Below are 16,093 nucleotides of genomic sequence, written 5' to 3'. Positions count from 1 at the left end.
GAAATTAGTTGTGGCAGGACTTCTTGCAGCGGTTGGGTTGATCTCGCCCGCCATGGCTGAGAGCTGGCCGGAGCGTGAGATCACGCTCGTCGTCAATTATGGTGCGGGCGGAGTGACTGACGTCACCGTCCGCGCGCTGGCGGCGGAAGCGGCGAAGATCCTCAACGTTCCGGTCCAGATCGTGAACCGGCCGGGCGGGCAGGGGACGACGGGTCCGACCTTCATCGCCGCACAGAAGCCCGATGGCTACACGATCGGCGTGACCAGCTTCGCCCCCATGGCGATCAACCCGCATATGATCGACGTGACATATGCGATCGACGATTTCGACTATGTCGGCGGGTTTGGCCGCTTCCGTTACGGCATCGTGGTCAATGAGGCCTCGCCGGTCCGCTCGATCGACGATCTGATCAAGGCCGGAAAGTCGAAGCCGGTGACGTTCAGTGCGTCCGGTCCTCCCAACAATCTGGCATTGCTGGAGCTGGGCAAAAAGACCGGCGCACGCTTCCGCTTCGTGCCGTATCCGTCGGGTGCCGAGTCGGTGACTGCCGTTCTCGGTGGCCACATCGATGCCGTGGTGCAGACACCGACCGAAATGCTTCCATTGATCCAGGCTGGAAAGCTGCGGCTGCTCGCGTCGGCGAGCCCGGTGCGCTGGAGCGAGCTGCCCGATGTGCCGACATTGCTCGATCTCGGTCACGGCGTGTCGATCGATTCATGGATCGGTCTCGGCGGACCCAAGGGCATCGATCCGGACAAGCTCAAAACCTTGCGTACCGCCTTTGAGAAGGCCGCCGCCTCGCCAGAGGTCGCGAAGTCGTACGAGCAACTCGGCATGTCGATGGCCTATATGAGCGGGGACGAGTACCGCGGCTTTCTCAAGAAGGGCTTTGACGAGATGAGCAAGAGTCTCGCAGAGACCGGGCTCGCGAAGAAGCGTTGAGAGAGACACGCATGTCCGGGTCTGCCCTTCGCGCTCGCGCGATCCCGCTATTCCTTGCCGCGCTCGGCGCGGCGGGCTGGTTCGCAGCACGTCACCTCGACCTTTACACTGACGACGGCCCTGGTTCCGGGCTGCTGCCCAAGGTCGCGCTGGGCTTCGTTGTTGTGCTGGCGGTGCTCGTCAGCCTCGCTCCCGCTCGGGGCGGAGCAGCGGAAACTGGAAACGAAACGCCTCGCGCATTCGCCGTCTACAGCATTGTGGCGATCCTGTTCGCGATCGCCGTGCCGTTCCTCGGCTTCGTGATCCCGGCACTGATTGCCACCGGGGTCATCATGCGCTTCGCCGAAGATCGCTCCTGGCTGGCGTCACTGATCTATTCATTTCTGCTGGTCGCAACGATCGTGCTTTCGTTTGGAACGGCGCTGCAGGTGCAGTTCCCTGCCGGGCCGGCCGAAGTCGCTCTGAAGGCGCTGGGAGTTCTCTGAAGTCATGCTGGACGGACTTCTTCACGGCTTCAGCGTCCTGATGACCGTTGACAATCTTCTGCTCTGCCTGCTCGGCGCGTTCCTGGGCACGATCGTCGGCGTGCTGCCGGGATTGGGGCCGACCACGACCATCGCGCTGCTGCTGCCGATCTCGCTCCGCATGGACGTAACCGGCGCGATCATCCTGCTGTCCGGCATTTATTACGGCGTCGCCTACGGCGGCACTATCACGTCGGTTCTGATGCGCATACCGGGCGAGGCGTCGTCGGTCGTGACATGTCTCGACGGTTACGAGATGGCCCGAAAGGGACGCGCCGGCGCTGCCCTCGGCATTGCGGCGATCGGCTCGTTCATCGCCGGCACGTTCGGAATCCTCGGTATCACTTTCCTGTCGCCGCTTCTCGCCCGGGTCGTGCTGTCTTTCGGGCCGGGTGAGTATGCGGCGATGATGTTTGCCGGCCTCTGCCTCATCATGTTCTTCGCCCAGTCGGGAGTATTGAAGGCGTTGCTAATGGCATCAATCGGACTCGCGCTCGGGACGATCGGGCTGGACCCCATCACCAACGAAGCGCGCCTGACGTTCGGTCTTCCGGATTTGATCGACGGCGTGAACGTCGCGCCGCTTGCCATCGGCCTCTTTGGCATCTCGGAAATCCTGATGCTCGCACGAACGAGAGAAGATTCTGCCAGTGTCATGGCGCCGCCGAGCCGTCTACTGGCCTTTCTGCCCAACAGGGAAGAGGTGCGTGCGAGCGTTGCTCCGATCGCGCGCGGTTCGGTCCTGGGCTTCGTTGTCGGACTTCTGCCGGGCGGTGGCGCGGTGCTCGCCTCATTCCTGTCCTATGCGGTGGAGCGTCGGCTCTCGAAACATCCCGAGCAATTCGGCAAGGGGGCTATTGCGGGTGTCGCCGGGCCGGAATCGGCCAACAATTCCGGTACGGCCGGTGCTTTCGTCCCCCTGCTCACCCTTGGCATACCGTCGAACGCTGTGACGGCACTGCTGCTTGGTGCCTTTCTGATCCATGGGGTGGTTCCTGGTCCGCTGATCATGACGCAGCATCCGGAAGTGTTCTGGGGCGTGATCGCCAGCATGTATTTGGGTAACGTCATTCTCGTCCTGCTGAACGTGCCGTTGATCGGACTGTTTGTGCGCGCGCTCGATATCCCGCGCGCCTATCTCGCCACCATGATTCTTTGTGTTTGTGTCATCGGGGTCTATTCGACCAACCTGTCGACCTTCGACATTGGCCTCACCGTCATGTTTGGCTTCGCCGGCTACATGTTCCGCCGCGCGGATTACGATCTGTCGCCGCTAATCCTGGCCTTTGTGCTCGGGCCGACCTTCGAGCGGTCGTTGCGCCAACTTCTTCTGATCACCGACGGCGACTTTTTGGGCGGTCTTTGGGAACGCCCGATCGCGCTTTCGCTGGTTGCGCTCGGGCTGGCTCTGCTGGGGACCGGCATCGCCGGCCTGGGCCGCCGCTACACTCATGACGACTAACGGAGTTACCGATGCTTGCCGTTCAGAAAGCCGCGCCTGAAACCGGGTTTACTTTGGCCGAAGTCCCCATCCCGTCCCCCGGGGCGGGCGAGGTCCTCGTGGAAGTCGAAGCCTGCGGCATCTGCGGCAGCGACGTCCACGTCTATCAATGGACTTCCGGTTATGAGTGGATGAAACCCTTGATGCCCGTGACAATCGGGCATGAGTTCGCCGGCCGGGTGGTTGAGACAGCGCCCGGCGTAACGTCGATTTCGAAGGGTGATCGCGTCACGGTATGGCCCTCGATGTCGTGCGGCACCTGTCAGGCTTGCCGCGAGGGACAGCCGGAGCATTGCGAGCGCAAGGTGACGCTCGGGCTCACCCGGAACGGTGCTTTCGCGACGCACGTGACGACCCCCGCCAGTCAATGTTTCGTGTTGCCGGACAATGTCGATTTCGAGCTCGCGTCTCTGACCGAACCTCTGTGCGTTGGCGCACGCGCTGTCGAAATTGGCGAAGTGAAGCTCGGCCATACCGTGGTCGTGCTTGGCGTGGGCATGATCGGTCTCGCGATCGCCTTGATGGCGCGACGAGCTGGCGCTTCTACCGTGATCGTCGTCGGCAAGGACGATCCCGTACGGCTTGACGTGGCTCGTAGCCTCGGCTTCTCCGATACAGTTGATCTGGCCGTATCCGAACTTACGAACGAAGTTCAGCGCATTGTCGGCGGCAAGGTCGATCGCGTCTTCGAGGCGACGGGCGTGACCGCCAGCATTCGCGATGGTCTCTCCGTGCTCCGGCGCGGCGGCGTCCTGACTGTCACGGGCATTCATTCGAAGCCGGTCGAGATCGGCCTCACCGATCTCGTCCGCAACAAGCATCAGCTTCGAGGGTCTCACGGCGCGACGCGCGCAACGTGGGTCACCGTGCTGAAGCTTCTCGCCCAATGCGGAGAAGAATTCCGGCCGCTGATCTCGCACCGCGTTTCGCTCGCGGAAACGGTTCACGGTTTTGAACTCTCCATTCGCAAGCAAGCCTCGAAGGTTGTCGTCATGCCGAAGCTGGCACCCGCTAACACAAAGGACAAGTCATGAGCACAGCATCTCCACGCATCGCCCTCGTGACCGGCGCGGCCCGAGGTATCGGGCTCGGGATCGCCGAACGGCTTGCCCGCGACGGCGCTCACGTCGTGATCACGGATGTGATCCCCGAAGTCGAGGCCAGCGCGAAGGCGCTTTCCGCCAAGGGCCATTCCGTGACTGCTATCATCGGCGACGTAGCCGATGAGGCATGGTGCGTCGAAACCGTCGCGCGGGTGCAGCGAGAGCTCGGGGCCCTCGACATTCTCGTCAACAATGCCGGAATTTCGCCGAAGAAGGATGGTCGCAAGATCCTCATTCGAGACACCGACCTCGACAGCTGGAACAAGGTCTTCGCCGTGAACATCACCGGTGCGTTCCTGTTGTGTCGCGAAGCGACGCCTGCGATGCAGGAGAAGGGCTGGGGCCGTGTCGTGAATATCTCTTCGCAGTCCGCCCGCACCCGCGCCGACATTGCGGGCTCCGCGTACGCGGCCTCGAAATCCGCGATGATCGGATTTTCGCGCGTGCTCGCATCCGAGGTCGGGCGATCCGGCGTCACCGTCAACTGCATCGCGCCCGGCCGTATCGAGAGCCCGATGCAGGCCGTCGCGGGTGCGGAGGCGACCCGCGAATATGTCAGCCGTATCCCGGTTGGCCGCATCGGTGTCGCCGCCGACATCGCCGCGACGGTCGCCTTCCTCACTTCCGACGAAGCCGGTTTCATTACAGGAGCGACGCTGGATGTGACCGGCGGCTTCTTCATGGGCTGATGATAGCCCGATTTCTGGTGTGTTCAGGATAGTTAAAATGCAGTCAGTCAAGAATCCGACCTCGGTCCGGCGTTTGCTTCAAGAGGAAGTCCCGACAGGGGACGCCATCGCGCTTGTCCTGGAGCAGGCGGGGATCGACATGGTATTCGGCATTTCGGGCGGTCATACCGGACACATCTTCTCGGCGTTGTCGAAAGTGCAGAACCGGATTCGCACGGTGCTCGTGCGCGAGGAATCGCTCGCGGGTGTCATGGCGGAAGTCTATGGGCGGCTGACTGGAAAGCCCGGCGTGGTGCTGGGGCAGGGGCCATGGGTGCTCGGCAACGGGCTCATCGGTACGATCGAGGCTCTGCTGTCGAGTTCACCGATGCTGCTGCTGACTGATTTCAGCGACACGCCGGCGCTGTCCTTGCACGCGCCCTACCAGTCTGGGACTGGCGAATACGGCAGCTGGGATGCGCGAAGGAGCTTTTCCGGCGTGACGAAGGAAGTCGTTCCGGCGCTCGATCCTGCGAGTGCCGTTCACGGAACGCAACTCGCCATCAAGCATGCACTGGCTGGCCAGCGCGGTCCCGTCGCCGTCCTTTACAGTATTGCTGCACTTGCCGGACGGGTCGGTCCCGACAGCGTGCCACGTCTCTATGAGACCGGCCCCTATCTTCCTCCGCGACTTCCGCCGGAAGCCGCCGGCCGGATCGAAGCCGCCGCATCCGCAATCGGTCGCGCCCAGCGTCCCGTGCTGGTCGCGGGCAACGGCGTACGGATCGGGCGCGCCTTCGAAGAACTTCGCGCGTTGGTCGAGGCGGCCGGCATTCCCGTGGTCTCGACACCGTCCGGCAAGGGATGCTTGCCCGAAACGCATCCGCTTGCGCTTGGCGTCTTCGGGACGTTCGGCACGCCCGCGGCGAATGCCTGCGTGGCCGAAGCCGATCTTGTAATCGTTGTCGGCTCTAAAATGACGGCGTCCGACACCGCGCGCGAGAATCCGGCACTTCTCGATCCCGAGCGGCAGACATTCGTCCAGATCGATGTCGAGCCGCGCAATTTGTCCTGGACGTTCCCGGTCGAGCACGCCTTGCTGGGCGAGGCCGGAATCATCCTTGATCAGTTGCGCAATGCGCTTCCGTCAATGTCGCGTGAAGCCGGCGAACGTCGGGTCGCGGCCTACCGCAAGCAGCATGGCTACTTCGTGGTCGATGCTTCCCGGTCGGATGCGTCGCCGGTGGCGCCTCAGCGGATCATCGCAGAACTGCAGCGCGCCCTGCCAGAGACTGGCGTCGTGACGTGCGATGCCGGCGAGAACCGCATTTTCATGACCCATTTTTTCCAGACCAAGAGCGCCGGTACCTTCCTGCAGGCGGCGGGGGCCGGGCCGATGGGCTTCGCAATCCCTGCGGCAATCTCAGCCAAGCTGGTCCAGCCCGAGCGAACGGTCGTCGCCGTGTGCGGTGACGGTGGCTTTGCGATGACGATGAATGGGTTGCTGACGGCGCTCGAGAACGATGTTGCGATCACGGTTGTCATCTTCAATAACCATGCGCTTGGTTGGTCAAAGCATTCGCGCGGGCCTTTTGCCACTGAATTTGCCGACTTTGACCATGCAGCGATGGCCAGGGCCATGGGATGCGCCGGGATTAGGGTGGAGCGGCCGGATGAACTCGCGTCTGCTTTCGCGGAGGCATTCAAGAGCCGTGTCCCGACCGTCATTGACGTTCAGACCTCTCTCGACACGGCATTCAGTGATCTTGTCTCGCCGCTTGCGAAGGGATGAAGTTTCCAATCCAAGACCAAGTTTCAGTTGCCGTGAGGAGACGAAATCCCAAGCTCTTCCCCTGATCTGTGAGTTTGAGAAATGACTCAGTCGCGAGCTACCCGGCCAGTACCGGACCACACGCTGCCGCCGTGAGAGGTCACCCGAAGCAAGCTCCTATTCAACCTTCCGTGGGAGCTCGATGGGTTGCCGTCTCGACGTTGGACGCGACGCAAGTTATGCGAACAGAACGACGTTAAGGAACTTCCGGCTCAGGTCGGCAGAGGCTGGCGTATCAAGAAGCGCCGGGTTCGGGTCGTGAGTGATCAGATCCGGGATGATGTTGAACGGCGTGGTTATCATCAGAGGAGTCTCGATGCCAGATGGGGCAGGCGGCTTATTCGGCCTCGAAAGGTGGTGTCGTCGGCATGACTCTGCCAATCGCGCGCGACCTGATGAATGAGGGCATTCGCGTCAACACGATCCTGCCGGGCATCTTCAATACGCCGTTGCTGCAGGGAGCCCCGGAAAACGTCAAGGCCGCCCTCAGCGCGTCGGTGTCCTTCCCGAAGCGTCTCGGAATGCCGGAGGAATTTGCGCAGCTTGCGCTGACAATGATCACCAACGGCTACTTCAACGGTGAAGACGTCCGCCTTGACGGCGCCATCCGCATGGCCCCGCGCTAGGAGCATTCTCGAATAAATGAGGCGACTGGACATCAAATCCGGTCGCCCCATCGGTCCCAACTGCTCGGAGAACTAATCGACCGTGATCGCCGTCACTTGGACCCAATCCTGCCCGTCGAATTGTTGCACCACCAGACGCTTGAATGGAACGTAGTTGTCCGGCGTCGTATTGTAGGTGGTGCCGGGCAGCAGCGAGGGTGCCGGCACGTTGTTCAGATGCGTCGCGTGATATAGTAGGTTCTCGCGGGTCAGATTGTCCCCGCAGGCCTCGATGATCTTCCCCATGATGTAGGCAAAGGAATAGACGGCAAAGCCGATCTCGTTCTTGGGGTCCTCGTTTGGGAGATACTTCTTCATGAACGCCTGATAGGCGACGACATCAGGATCCTCGGCCCATTTCGGGCTCGACACCTGCTTGTAGGGCGTCGCCGCAATGATGCCGGTGACGGAATCGAAGCCCGCCGCCTCCAGGAACTGTCGCCCGACCGAGGGGCTGACAACGAGCTGCAGCGGCTTCCAGTCGAGCTCATACGCTTTCTTCATCGACTGCGAAGCCGCCTTGCCGAGCGAGACGTTGAAGAACACGTCGGCGCCCGATGATTTGAGCTGCGCGACCTGGGAATCCATTGTGGGATCGGTGAGCTCGTACGTGACCTCCTTGACGATCATGCTGGACGCCTTGTCACCGAGTCCCTTCTTGAACCCGGAGACGTAGTCGCGCCCGAAATCGTCGTTCTGCATGAGGATCGCAACCTACGCGTCCGGCTTCACGGACAGAAGGTACTTTGCGAGGATCTCGCCTTCTGTGCCGTAGAGGTGAAACGCAGGCGTCGACCATTTGAAAGCCTTCGGCTGGTTCCACTTATTGGCGCCCGTCGAGACCAGAAGTTGCGGCACACCCTTGCCGTTTAGATATTTCTGCACCGCCGATTGCGCGGCCGTTCCGGACGAGCCGAACATCGCGAGCACGCCGTCACCCTCAACCAGCTTGCGAGTCTGCTCGACGGTCTTGGGAGGCGAGAACGCGTCGTCGAGCGAAATCAGGTTGATCTTGCGGCCGTTGATGCCACCTTTCGCTTCGTTGAGCATCTTGAAGTAAGCGACCTCAGTGCGGCCCTGGATGCCGTGTATCGACAGGGGGCCGCTATAGGGCATGGTCTGGCCAAGTTTGATTTCGGTGTCTGAGGCGCCTTCGTCATATTTCTTATCGGCGGCAGTGACACTGGTCGCGAAGAGGAGCCCGGCCGACAGAACGGCCACGCCCGACAAAAATCTCTTCATTTTATCCTCCCGATTCTGTTTTTGTTATTCACCCTGATCCAGGTGCACTTGCCTTTGCGGCGAGTTCTTCGCGGAGTTGCCGCTTGACGATCTTGCCGCTTGCGGTGCGGGGCAGCTCCTCGGTTCGAATATCGATATGCGTGGGCAGTTTGAATGCGGCAAGGCTTGGGCGCAGATGCTCGATCACCTAGTCCGCGGTCAGGCGCGATCCGGCTCGTGTGCGAACGACGGCGCCGACGAGTTCGCCGAGCAGGCGGTCGGGAATGCCAACGATGGCCGCTTCGAAGATGTCCGGATGCGCGAGGAGGGCGTCCTCGATCTCGACGCAATAGACGTTCTCGCCGCCGCGTATCAGCATGTCCTTGGCGCGGTCAAGCAGGTAGACGAAACCCTCCGCGTCCATCCGGACGATGTCGCCGGTGCGGTACCAGCCATCGCGGAACGCTGCCGCAGTCGCCTGCGGGTTGTTCCAGTAACCCTTCACGACGTTGCCACCGTAGATTTCGAGCTCGCCGATCGCCCCAGCGGGCAGTACGTTTCCGGCCTCATCTATGACACGCAAGTCGCATCCGGGTACGGCGGGCCCGACGGAATCCGGCCGTGCGAGATAGTCCTCGGCACCGTTCGAAGTCGAGACCGAGGACGTCTCGGTGGCGCCATAGCCCGTGCCGCCGAACTTGCCCGGGAAGAGCGCAGCGACTTTCCGGGTCAACTCAGGTGACGCGGCGGCGCCGCCGTAGGAGAGGCCCTCGAGGCTCGAAACGTCGCGCCGTTCGAAATCCGGCGACTCTAGCAATTGCCATGTCATCGACGGCACGCCGGACATAGCGTTGATGCGCTCGCGCTCGATCAGTTCGAGCGCTGCTTCCGCGTTCCATTTGTACATCTGCACGATCTTCGAGCCGTTCGCCATGGCGGGGATCATGATCGAGTGGCACCCCGTGACATGGAAGAACGGCACCGGAAGCAGCACCGCTTTCTGCGCCTCTGGCGGCGATGGCAGGGGATCACCGCGTCGGATCGCGGCGCGGGCGCTCGAGAACGTGATGTTCACGAGGTTACACATGATGTTTCGATGGGTGCCCAGCGCTCCCTTGGGGCGGCCGGTCGTGCCCCGACGTGTAGAGGATGGTCGCGTCGTCGTCGGGATGGATGTTGCGGTCGGGTGGTGCCCGGTCCGGCAATGCGCGGTAGTTCGACGCCGGACCGATCAGATCTTCCAGCGTGTCCGTTCCGTTCCGGATGTCCGATGCGGTGCGGACCGCGATGAGCTTGGCGGAGTGACTTCCTGGGGCGAGCGATTTGAGCCGCGCGAGGCGTTCACCGTCGACGATGGCGACAGAGGCGTCCGAATCGCGCAAGCCGTAAGCGAGATCATCTCCGGTTCCCCAGGCATTGAGCGGGACCGCGATAGCGCCGATGGTTGTTGCGGCCCAGAATGCGATCGGCCATTCTGGATAATTCCGCATGGCGATGGCAACGCGGTCGCCTTTCTTGACGCCGTAGCTATCGACCAACCGCCACGCCAGTGCGGATGTCGCGCGATAATGTTCGGCAAATGTAAGTCGCTCATTTTCAAACACGAGGAAGGTGCGGTCGCCCCACGCCTTGCTGGCCTCGAAGATCCCCCGGAGATCGCGATGGGCCTTCTTGTAGAGCCGGTAAGGGCGCCCGGCGACGTCGATCGTCTCCATCTCGAAAGGAGCGCCAGGAGCTGTGAGGAGGCGGTAGGTTTCGTCGAGCGAGACTGCTGGCCAGTTGCGTCGCTCATACGTCATTTTCTGGTCTCGTTGCGGCGTGTTCTTGGCGAAGCGCAATTCGAACGCGCAACGCAAGAAATCTCTATAGCGATATCGTTGAGCGCGGCTTGCGTTAGTCTGCTGGCAAGTCGAAAGGGCAGAAAAGCACACGGTGCCGCCTCGGCGGAGCAGCATTCGTCGTTGCTCCGCCGGACATGATCAGCTCAGGTCCCAACGCTTTCCCAGTTCTTGCCGTTGAAGCGTTCGAGCGTCATGAATTTCACGACGCGATAGTCAGTCGGGCTGGTGTTGATGAGGCTGCCCGCCAATAGTCCGGGATTGAGGAAATCCTTCAAATTGGCTGCCTGCCGCATGATGTTCTCGCGGGTCAAATCGTCGCCGCACTGACGCAGCACCTGCACCAGCATCTGACTGAACGTCCAGCCCGAAAGGAAGAAGGTGTCGTTCGAATTCGCGTTCGGCATGTACTCCTTGAGCCATTCATAGAACGGCTTCAGCTCGGCGTCGTCGCGCCAGCGCGGATCCGATGGGTCCTTCATGTAGCGGGCTGTCTTGATGCCGACGCATCGCTCGAGCCCGGCGGGGATCAGGGTCGCGCTCATCGAGGCCGAGCCCGAATGCAGGTAGGTGTCAGGTTGCCAGTTCAGCTCGTAGATCTTGCGGATCGCCTGCGCCGCCTGCTTGGCGTAGGCAAACAACAGGACGGTGTCGACGCCGGCCGACTTCAGCTTGACGATCTGCGAGTCTACGGTCGGATCGGTCGGAGTGAAGCTCTCGGCCGCGATGACGGCGGAGGCCTTGGCGCCGAGACCGTCGGAAAGGCCCGACAGCATCTCCTTGCCGAAGTCGTCATATTGGTACAGCACGCCGATCTTCGGATTGGCGTTGACGGCCAGGATCTGCTTGCCGAAGAACGTGCCCTCGGAGCGCAAGGTCGGCTGGAAGCCGATGGTCCAGGGATATTTCTCCGGATTGGCAAACTGTTCGGAGCCGGCCGCGACGAACAGCTGCGGCACCTTGTTGGAGTTGAGGTAGGTCCGGGTTGCGAGGTTCAACGGCGTGCCAAGCATGCCGAACATGACGGCGACCTCCTCCTGCTCGACCAGACGGCGTCTGCTCGACAGCCTTAGGCGGACTGTAGCCGTCGTCGACCGAAATGAAGTTGATTTTGCGACCGTTGATACCGCCGCGATCGTTGATCGCCTTGAAATAGGCGGCTTCGGCCTGGCCGAGCTGGCCGTAGGCGGAGGCTGGTCCGCTATACGCGATGGTCTGGCCGACCTTGATCTCGGTATCGCTGACGCCGGGGCCGTACTTCTTTTCGGCCCGGGCGCGTTTCGGAGCGAGCGTGGTGGCAAGTGTAGCAAGCGAGGCGAGCGTGATCGTTCGCCGTGAGACGTCCGGCATTGTACCCTCCTTGTGCTTCCCTATGTCGTCCGCGCGTGCTTCGCAGGGACGGATCTGGTTCTAGGCCCTCTTGTTGGGACCCATGAAACCAAACAGATAGCCAGCCACCTTGCGCATCTGGATCTCCTCGGAACCTTCAGTGATCCGATAGCGCCGGTGATGGCGATAGATGTGCTCGAAAGCCTTGTGGCGTGAATAGCCGATGCCGCCATGCACCTGCATGGCACGGTCGGCGGCCTCGCAGCAGAGCCGGTTGGCCCAGTAGTTACACATCGAGACCTTGTCGGAGAGCCGCTTCTCGACTTCCGGATGGGGCATGCTGTCCATCTCCCAGGCTGTCTTGCGTATGAGAAGGCGGAGCATCTCGATCTGCGTGGCCAGCTCGACCAGCGGGAACTGGATGCCCTGGTTGACCGATAGCGGCTTGCCGAAAGGCTTACGTTGATTAGCGTATTTGACACTCTCGTTGACGCAATACGCGGCCGCGCCGAGCGAACTTGCCGCCTGGCGGATGCGGTTCTCGTGCACGAAAGCTTGCGCCAGCGCGAGGCCGCGGTCGATCTGTCCGAACATCGCGCTCTCGGGCACCCACACATTAGTGAAGCTGACGCGCGGGTGGTCCGTCGGCATGTTGAAGGTCCACATGTACTCCTCGACCTTCACGCCCGGCGAATTGGCCGGCACCAGGAACGCGGTGATGCCTTTGGCATCGCCGTCCTCGCCGCTGGTGCGGGCGAACAGGCAGCAATGCGATGCAGTGTGCATGCCGGTGGTCCACATCTTCTCGCCGTTGATCAGCCAGCCAGCCACTCCATCGCGTGTCTCGCGGACCGCGCGCGTTTCCATGTGGGTGGCGTCCGAACCGTGGTGCGGTTCAGTGAGGCCAAAGGTGACGCGAATCTTGCGCTCGAGTGAGCCGCGGATGAACGTCTCCTTCTGCTCCGGTGTGCCGAAATCGCGCAGCATCACGATGAAGGGAAAATTCCCGACCACGGAATGTTCGTTCTGGAGGTCGTTGTGCAGGCCGAGTCCCTGCGTCGCCAGATGCTCGCGGATCACCGCCATCCAGAGATTGCCGCCGCCTTGCCCACCGAATTCCTTGGGCAGCGAGAAGCGGAAGAAGCCGGCCTTGTCGGCCAGCGCCTTGGCCTTTTCGAGCAGCGCCTCCCACTCGGGTCGGGGCAGGCCGCCCTTGTCGAAATCGGTCCGCGCCCATTCACGGCGATGATCGAAGAAACGTTCGTTGTCGTCCTGCGCCTGCAGCGGCTTGATCTCGGCCTGCACGAAGGCGTCGATCCTAGCGAGATAGTCAACGAGATCCTTGGGGATGCTGAAATCCATGGCTGCTCAATCCTCTTTCCGGGGTTGTTGCTGGCCCGGCGCGCACCTCGATTGTGCGGCGATAGCTGGCGTAAGCGGGCTGGTCGATCTTCATCTTGTCGAGGGTGGTCAGCCAGAGATGCTCGGCGAGCCCCGCGCTTTGGAGGTCGAGCTCGCCGCGGCGAATGCGGCCGGACAGGTCGGTTTCCAGCTCCTGCAGCGAGCCGTCGCGGCTGAGGAGCGCACGCAACCGACCGAGCGCCTCGCTTTCGACGGCGTGGCCATAATTGATCTCGCGAGCGACGAGGTCGATCGCATTGGCCGCGACCCGCGCCTGGAATGCGGCATTGGCCGGAAGTTGCGGCATCAGTGTCTCGCGCAGGAGCTTTGAGATTGCTGCAAGGATGTCGGCGCCACGAGGATGATCCAGCATGTCAGTCCGTCCCGGTCAGGATGCGCATCAGGTCGAGCTCGTTCTCGGAGACGCGCCGCGCGATCATCGCGCGTTCCACGCTTGGGTCGCGTCCGCTGGTGAACCATTCCAGCATGCTGGCGCAGCTTACGCCCCAGCGCAGGCTGCCGAGGACTTCCCAATAGTGCACGCGGGCGGGATCGATGCGCTCGCCACTCGCGGCTTCATAGGCGTCGAACAATTGCGCGCGCGAGCCGAGGCCGCCGACCGGACGGTCGAGCTCGCCGAAGCGCCATGGCGGCGTCGAGATCCAGGCGAGGTCCTCGGCGGGATCGCCGATATGGGCGACCTCCCAGTCGAGCACTGCGCGCACGCCCTCGGCTCCGAAGATGATGTTGCCGTTGCGATAGTCGCCATGCACCAGGCTGTATTTGTCGAGCGGGGCGGGGGCATTCTGCTCCAGCCAGCGAAATGTGAGATCGAATACCGGCCGCGCCACGCCGAGGGCCTCATAGCGACGCGCGAGCCGCGCGACGATGACCTCGGCCGGCTTGAACGGGAGCCGTGGCAGGCGCGCGGCATCGACCTTTGTCATTGTGCCGCGGATCGCGCCGAACTGCGCCGCGAGGTGAGGGCGTATGTTTGCGAATTGCTGGTCGCGCAGCACCTTGCGCGCAATCGTCTCACCCTCGATCCGCGTCATCATGAAGCCGTCGCCGAGGCTATCCGCGGGGATCAGCGTATGCACCACCGCTGGCACCGGCACCCCGCTGCCGTCGAGCACGCGGATCAGCTCGGCTTCGGCCTCGAGCGAGAGCGATTCCGCGCTGCGCAGCCCGCCGGGCGAGCGGCGCAGGATCAGCGGATGCAACACCCGCTCGCCGTCAACGGCGTCGAACGACCAGGTCTCGAGCGTCGCGCCAGCCGACAACCGTCGCAGATTGGCGATGCCGCGCGCGCCTGGTACGATGCGGGCGGTCATGGTTTCGAGCGCGTGGCTGAAGCTGTTGTCCATCGCGTTCATCTGTCTCGCGCCGACATCGCTGGCTGTTTCCTGCGCTTGCCGCCAGCCGCCACGGCCGGCGCCTTTGCGGCGGTGGGCGTGAGCGGCCGATCGGGATCGGTATAGACCGCGCGGCACCAGATCTCGGTGACGGCCAGGCAGAGTTTCTTCAACTCCAGCGGTTGCTCGAACGGCTCCATCTTCAATACGGCAAAGGATTGCGCGGTGCCCTCGACCATCATTGCGAGTGAAAGCGCGGCGGCGTCCGGATCGATCGGCAAACAGCGACCGAGCTGGCGCTGGCGTTCGAGATGGTCGCGCACCCGAATGATATAAGCGCTGCGCATCTCGGCTCGCTTCCGGCCGATCTCTGGATCGACGTAGCTTGCCTCGAAGAAGGCCCGCAGCAATCCGCGATTGGCGCCGAAGATCTCGAAGTAACGCAGATTGTTGTCGTAGACGCGCTGGCGCAGCGTGTGGCCGGAGCGCACCCGCGATGAGGCGACGATGTCGTCGACGACCTTCGTGATGGTGCGGACGAAGATGTCGTCGGTGCTGCGGAAGTAGAGGTAGAAGGTGCCGCGGCTCAGCCCGGTGGACTCGATGATGTCCTGCACGGTGGCGCGGATGTAGCCCTTGTCGGCGAACACGCGCTTCGCCGCATCGAGCAGGATCTGCTCGGTGGCCTCGGCCGAGTTGCGGGTGCGTCGCGAATCTCCCGCAGGCGCGCCACGGCGCACGGCGGCCGAACGCATGATGCGTCGTTTCCCTGCCACGTCTCTTCCCTGTCGTTCCCGCGCGTGCTTTGTGCACGTCGCGGCGCGCATTGATGCACGTCGTCGATCAAACGTGACGCTAAACTGACACTGATGTCAGTGTCAAACTTGCGTCTTGTGGTCGTTCACCTCATCACCCCGCAATCATCAGACCGTTGTCTCCGCGTCGGCCAGCCGGCGGCGGCTTTTTGTGCCGGGCGCCGGACACTGCGCTTGAAGCGCCTTCAGGCGCTTGAGCATCGACTGCTGTCCCTTCGTCGTCGCCGCGCCGCGCAAGGCGAGGGCGTAGCCGTAGCCGACCGCCGGCTGGATGTCCTCGATCTCGATCTCGGCGATCACCCAGTGCAACATGATGGAGCGAAACGTGTAGTCGAGATTGCGCAACAGCACGGCGGTGTCGATGTCGGGTAGCAGCAGGCCCGCGTCGACGGCGTCGTCGAGCAGCTTCATCCAGAAGCCATCGCGCTTCTGGTTGAAGATCGCGCTGCGCTCTTCGGATGCGGACGCGGCCAGGATGCTGGTCCAAAGCGCACGGTAGAAGATCGGATCGTCTTCGTAATAGCTCACGGCGAGCTTCGCGGCCCGCAGGATCCTTTCAAGCGGGTCGAGCGACTTGAATCGCGCGAAGCGCGCGCCGAATCCCTTGATGTCCTCGAGCACGGCGACGAGCACGGCGCGCTTGGAGCCGAACAGATTGTAGGGTGTGGCGAGACTGACGCCGGCCTTCGCCGCGAGGGCGCGCATCGACAGTCCGGCATCACCGGTCTCGCGGATCAGATCGCGCGCCGCCTTGACGATGCGAGAGCGCCGCTCCGCCTTTGCCGTGTCGCGTCGGTTTTCCATTCCACCTGCCTGCGGTGCTTTCTTGTGCGGGCGATAAGCACTGGTTGACACCCTGGCAAATCTATATCACGTTATAAGAACGCGTTATAAAAATA

General features: G+C 62.5%; 14 protein-coding genes and 3 pseudogenes. 7 read left to right on the top strand and 10 right to left on the bottom strand.

The features are described from left to right. The first annotated feature begins 52 nt into the window (after nucleotides 1-52). The 7 genes and pseudogenes from HAP40_RS32335 to HAP40_RS32305 form a co-directional block, all read left to right on the top strand. A complete protein-coding gene (locus HAP40_RS32335) occupies nucleotides 53-943 on the top strand; it encodes a tripartite tricarboxylate transporter substrate binding protein (protein ID WP_208024860.1) in 891 nt (296 codons plus the stop codon). 11 nt (nucleotides 944-954) lie between these two features. Continuing rightward, nucleotides 955-1,428 carry a tripartite tricarboxylate transporter TctB family protein gene (locus tag HAP40_RS32330; RefSeq protein WP_166813644.1) on the top strand — a complete coding sequence of 158 codons (474 nt, stop codon included), beginning with the start codon at nucleotides 955-957 and terminating at the stop codon, nucleotides 1,426-1,428. Between the two features lie 4 nt (nucleotides 1,429-1,432). Continuing rightward, a complete protein-coding gene (locus HAP40_RS32325; RefSeq protein WP_166813646.1) occupies nucleotides 1,433-2,929 on the top strand; it encodes a tripartite tricarboxylate transporter permease in 1,497 nt (498 codons plus the stop codon). Between the two features lie 11 nt (nucleotides 2,930-2,940). Further along, nucleotides 2,941-4,002, top strand: a complete 1,062-nt coding sequence (locus tag HAP40_RS32320) for a zinc-dependent alcohol dehydrogenase (protein WP_166813648.1) — start codon at nucleotides 2,941-2,943, stop codon at nucleotides 4,000-4,002. Next, nucleotides 3,999-4,760, top strand: coding sequence for an SDR family NAD(P)-dependent oxidoreductase (locus HAP40_RS32315; protein WP_166813650.1), 762 nt, complete (start codon nucleotides 3,999-4,001; stop codon nucleotides 4,758-4,760). The genes HAP40_RS32320 and HAP40_RS32315 overlap by 4 nt, the downstream gene beginning before the upstream one ends. A gap of 37 nt (nucleotides 4,761-4,797) precedes the next feature. Next, on the top strand, nucleotides 4,798-6,531 hold the full coding sequence (locus HAP40_RS32310) for a thiamine pyrophosphate-binding protein (protein WP_166813652.1): 1,734 nt from the start codon (nucleotides 4,798-4,800) through the stop codon (nucleotides 6,529-6,531). A gap of 359 nt (nucleotides 6,532-6,890) precedes the next feature. Next, a pseudogene (locus HAP40_RS32305) lies at nucleotides 6,891-7,196 on the top strand (SDR family oxidoreductase); the annotation flags it as partial. A gap of 72 nt (nucleotides 7,197-7,268) precedes the next feature. Here the strand turns inward: HAP40_RS32305 and HAP40_RS32300 are convergent. The 10 genes and pseudogenes from HAP40_RS32300 to HAP40_RS32255 form a co-directional block, all read right to left on the bottom strand. Beyond that, nucleotides 7,269-8,477 (bottom strand): annotated as a pseudogene (locus tag HAP40_RS32300) (ABC transporter substrate-binding protein). Nucleotides 8,478-8,505: 28 nt separating this feature from the next. Continuing rightward, a complete protein-coding gene (locus tag HAP40_RS32295; protein ID WP_208024862.1) occupies nucleotides 8,506-8,664 on the bottom strand; it encodes a hypothetical protein in 159 nt (52 codons plus the stop codon). Further along, nucleotides 8,665-9,543 carry a class I adenylate-forming enzyme family protein gene (locus tag HAP40_RS32290; RefSeq protein ID WP_208024863.1) on the bottom strand — a complete coding sequence of 293 codons (879 nt, stop codon included), beginning with the start codon at nucleotides 9,541-9,543 and terminating at the stop codon, nucleotides 8,665-8,667. It abuts the gene before it with no gap. Next, the gene (locus HAP40_RS32285) at nucleotides 9,536-10,312 is read right to left on the bottom strand and encodes an AMP-binding protein (protein ID WP_208024864.1); all 777 of its coding nucleotides are present in this window, start codon (nucleotides 10,310-10,312) and stop codon (nucleotides 9,536-9,538) included. The genes HAP40_RS32290 and HAP40_RS32285 overlap by 8 nt, the downstream gene beginning before the upstream one ends. 128 nt (nucleotides 10,313-10,440) lie before the next feature. After that, nucleotides 10,441-11,644, bottom strand: a pseudogene (locus HAP40_RS32280) (ABC transporter substrate-binding protein). Between the two features lie 60 nt (nucleotides 11,645-11,704). Next, a complete protein-coding gene (locus HAP40_RS32275; protein WP_166813654.1) occupies nucleotides 11,705-12,985 on the bottom strand; it encodes an acyl-CoA dehydrogenase family protein in 1,281 nt (426 codons plus the stop codon). Then, nucleotides 12,954-13,397, bottom strand: a complete 444-nt coding sequence (locus tag HAP40_RS32270; RefSeq protein ID WP_166813656.1) for a DUF6285 domain-containing protein — start codon at nucleotides 13,395-13,397, stop codon at nucleotides 12,954-12,956. Before HAP40_RS32270 ends, HAP40_RS32275 begins: the two co-directional genes overlap by 32 nt. A gap of 1 nt (nucleotide 13,398) precedes the next feature. Beyond that, nucleotides 13,399-14,400 (bottom strand): phosphotransferase family protein, encoded by a 1,002-nt coding sequence (locus tag HAP40_RS32265; protein ID WP_334270846.1) that lies wholly within the window; start codon nucleotides 14,398-14,400, stop codon nucleotides 13,399-13,401. Continuing rightward, nucleotides 14,397-15,206: a TetR/AcrR family transcriptional regulator gene (locus tag HAP40_RS32260; protein WP_166813658.1), complete on the bottom strand. Its 810-nt coding sequence runs from the start codon at nucleotides 15,204-15,206 to the stop codon at nucleotides 14,397-14,399. Before HAP40_RS32260 ends, HAP40_RS32265 begins: the two co-directional genes overlap by 4 nt. A gap of 96 nt (nucleotides 15,207-15,302) precedes the next feature. Then, the gene (locus HAP40_RS32255; RefSeq protein WP_166813660.1) at nucleotides 15,303-15,998 is read right to left on the bottom strand and encodes a TetR/AcrR family transcriptional regulator; all 696 of its coding nucleotides are present in this window, start codon (nucleotides 15,996-15,998) and stop codon (nucleotides 15,303-15,305) included. Between the last annotated feature and the right edge of the window lie 95 nt (nucleotides 15,999-16,093).

Source organism: Bradyrhizobium sp. 1(2017) (assembly GCF_011602485.2).
Classification (GTDB): Bacteria; Pseudomonadota; Alphaproteobacteria; order Rhizobiales; family Xanthobacteraceae; genus Bradyrhizobium.
Note: the sequence above shows the minus strand (reverse complement) of the source record. Positions and strands in the feature narration are given on the sequence as shown.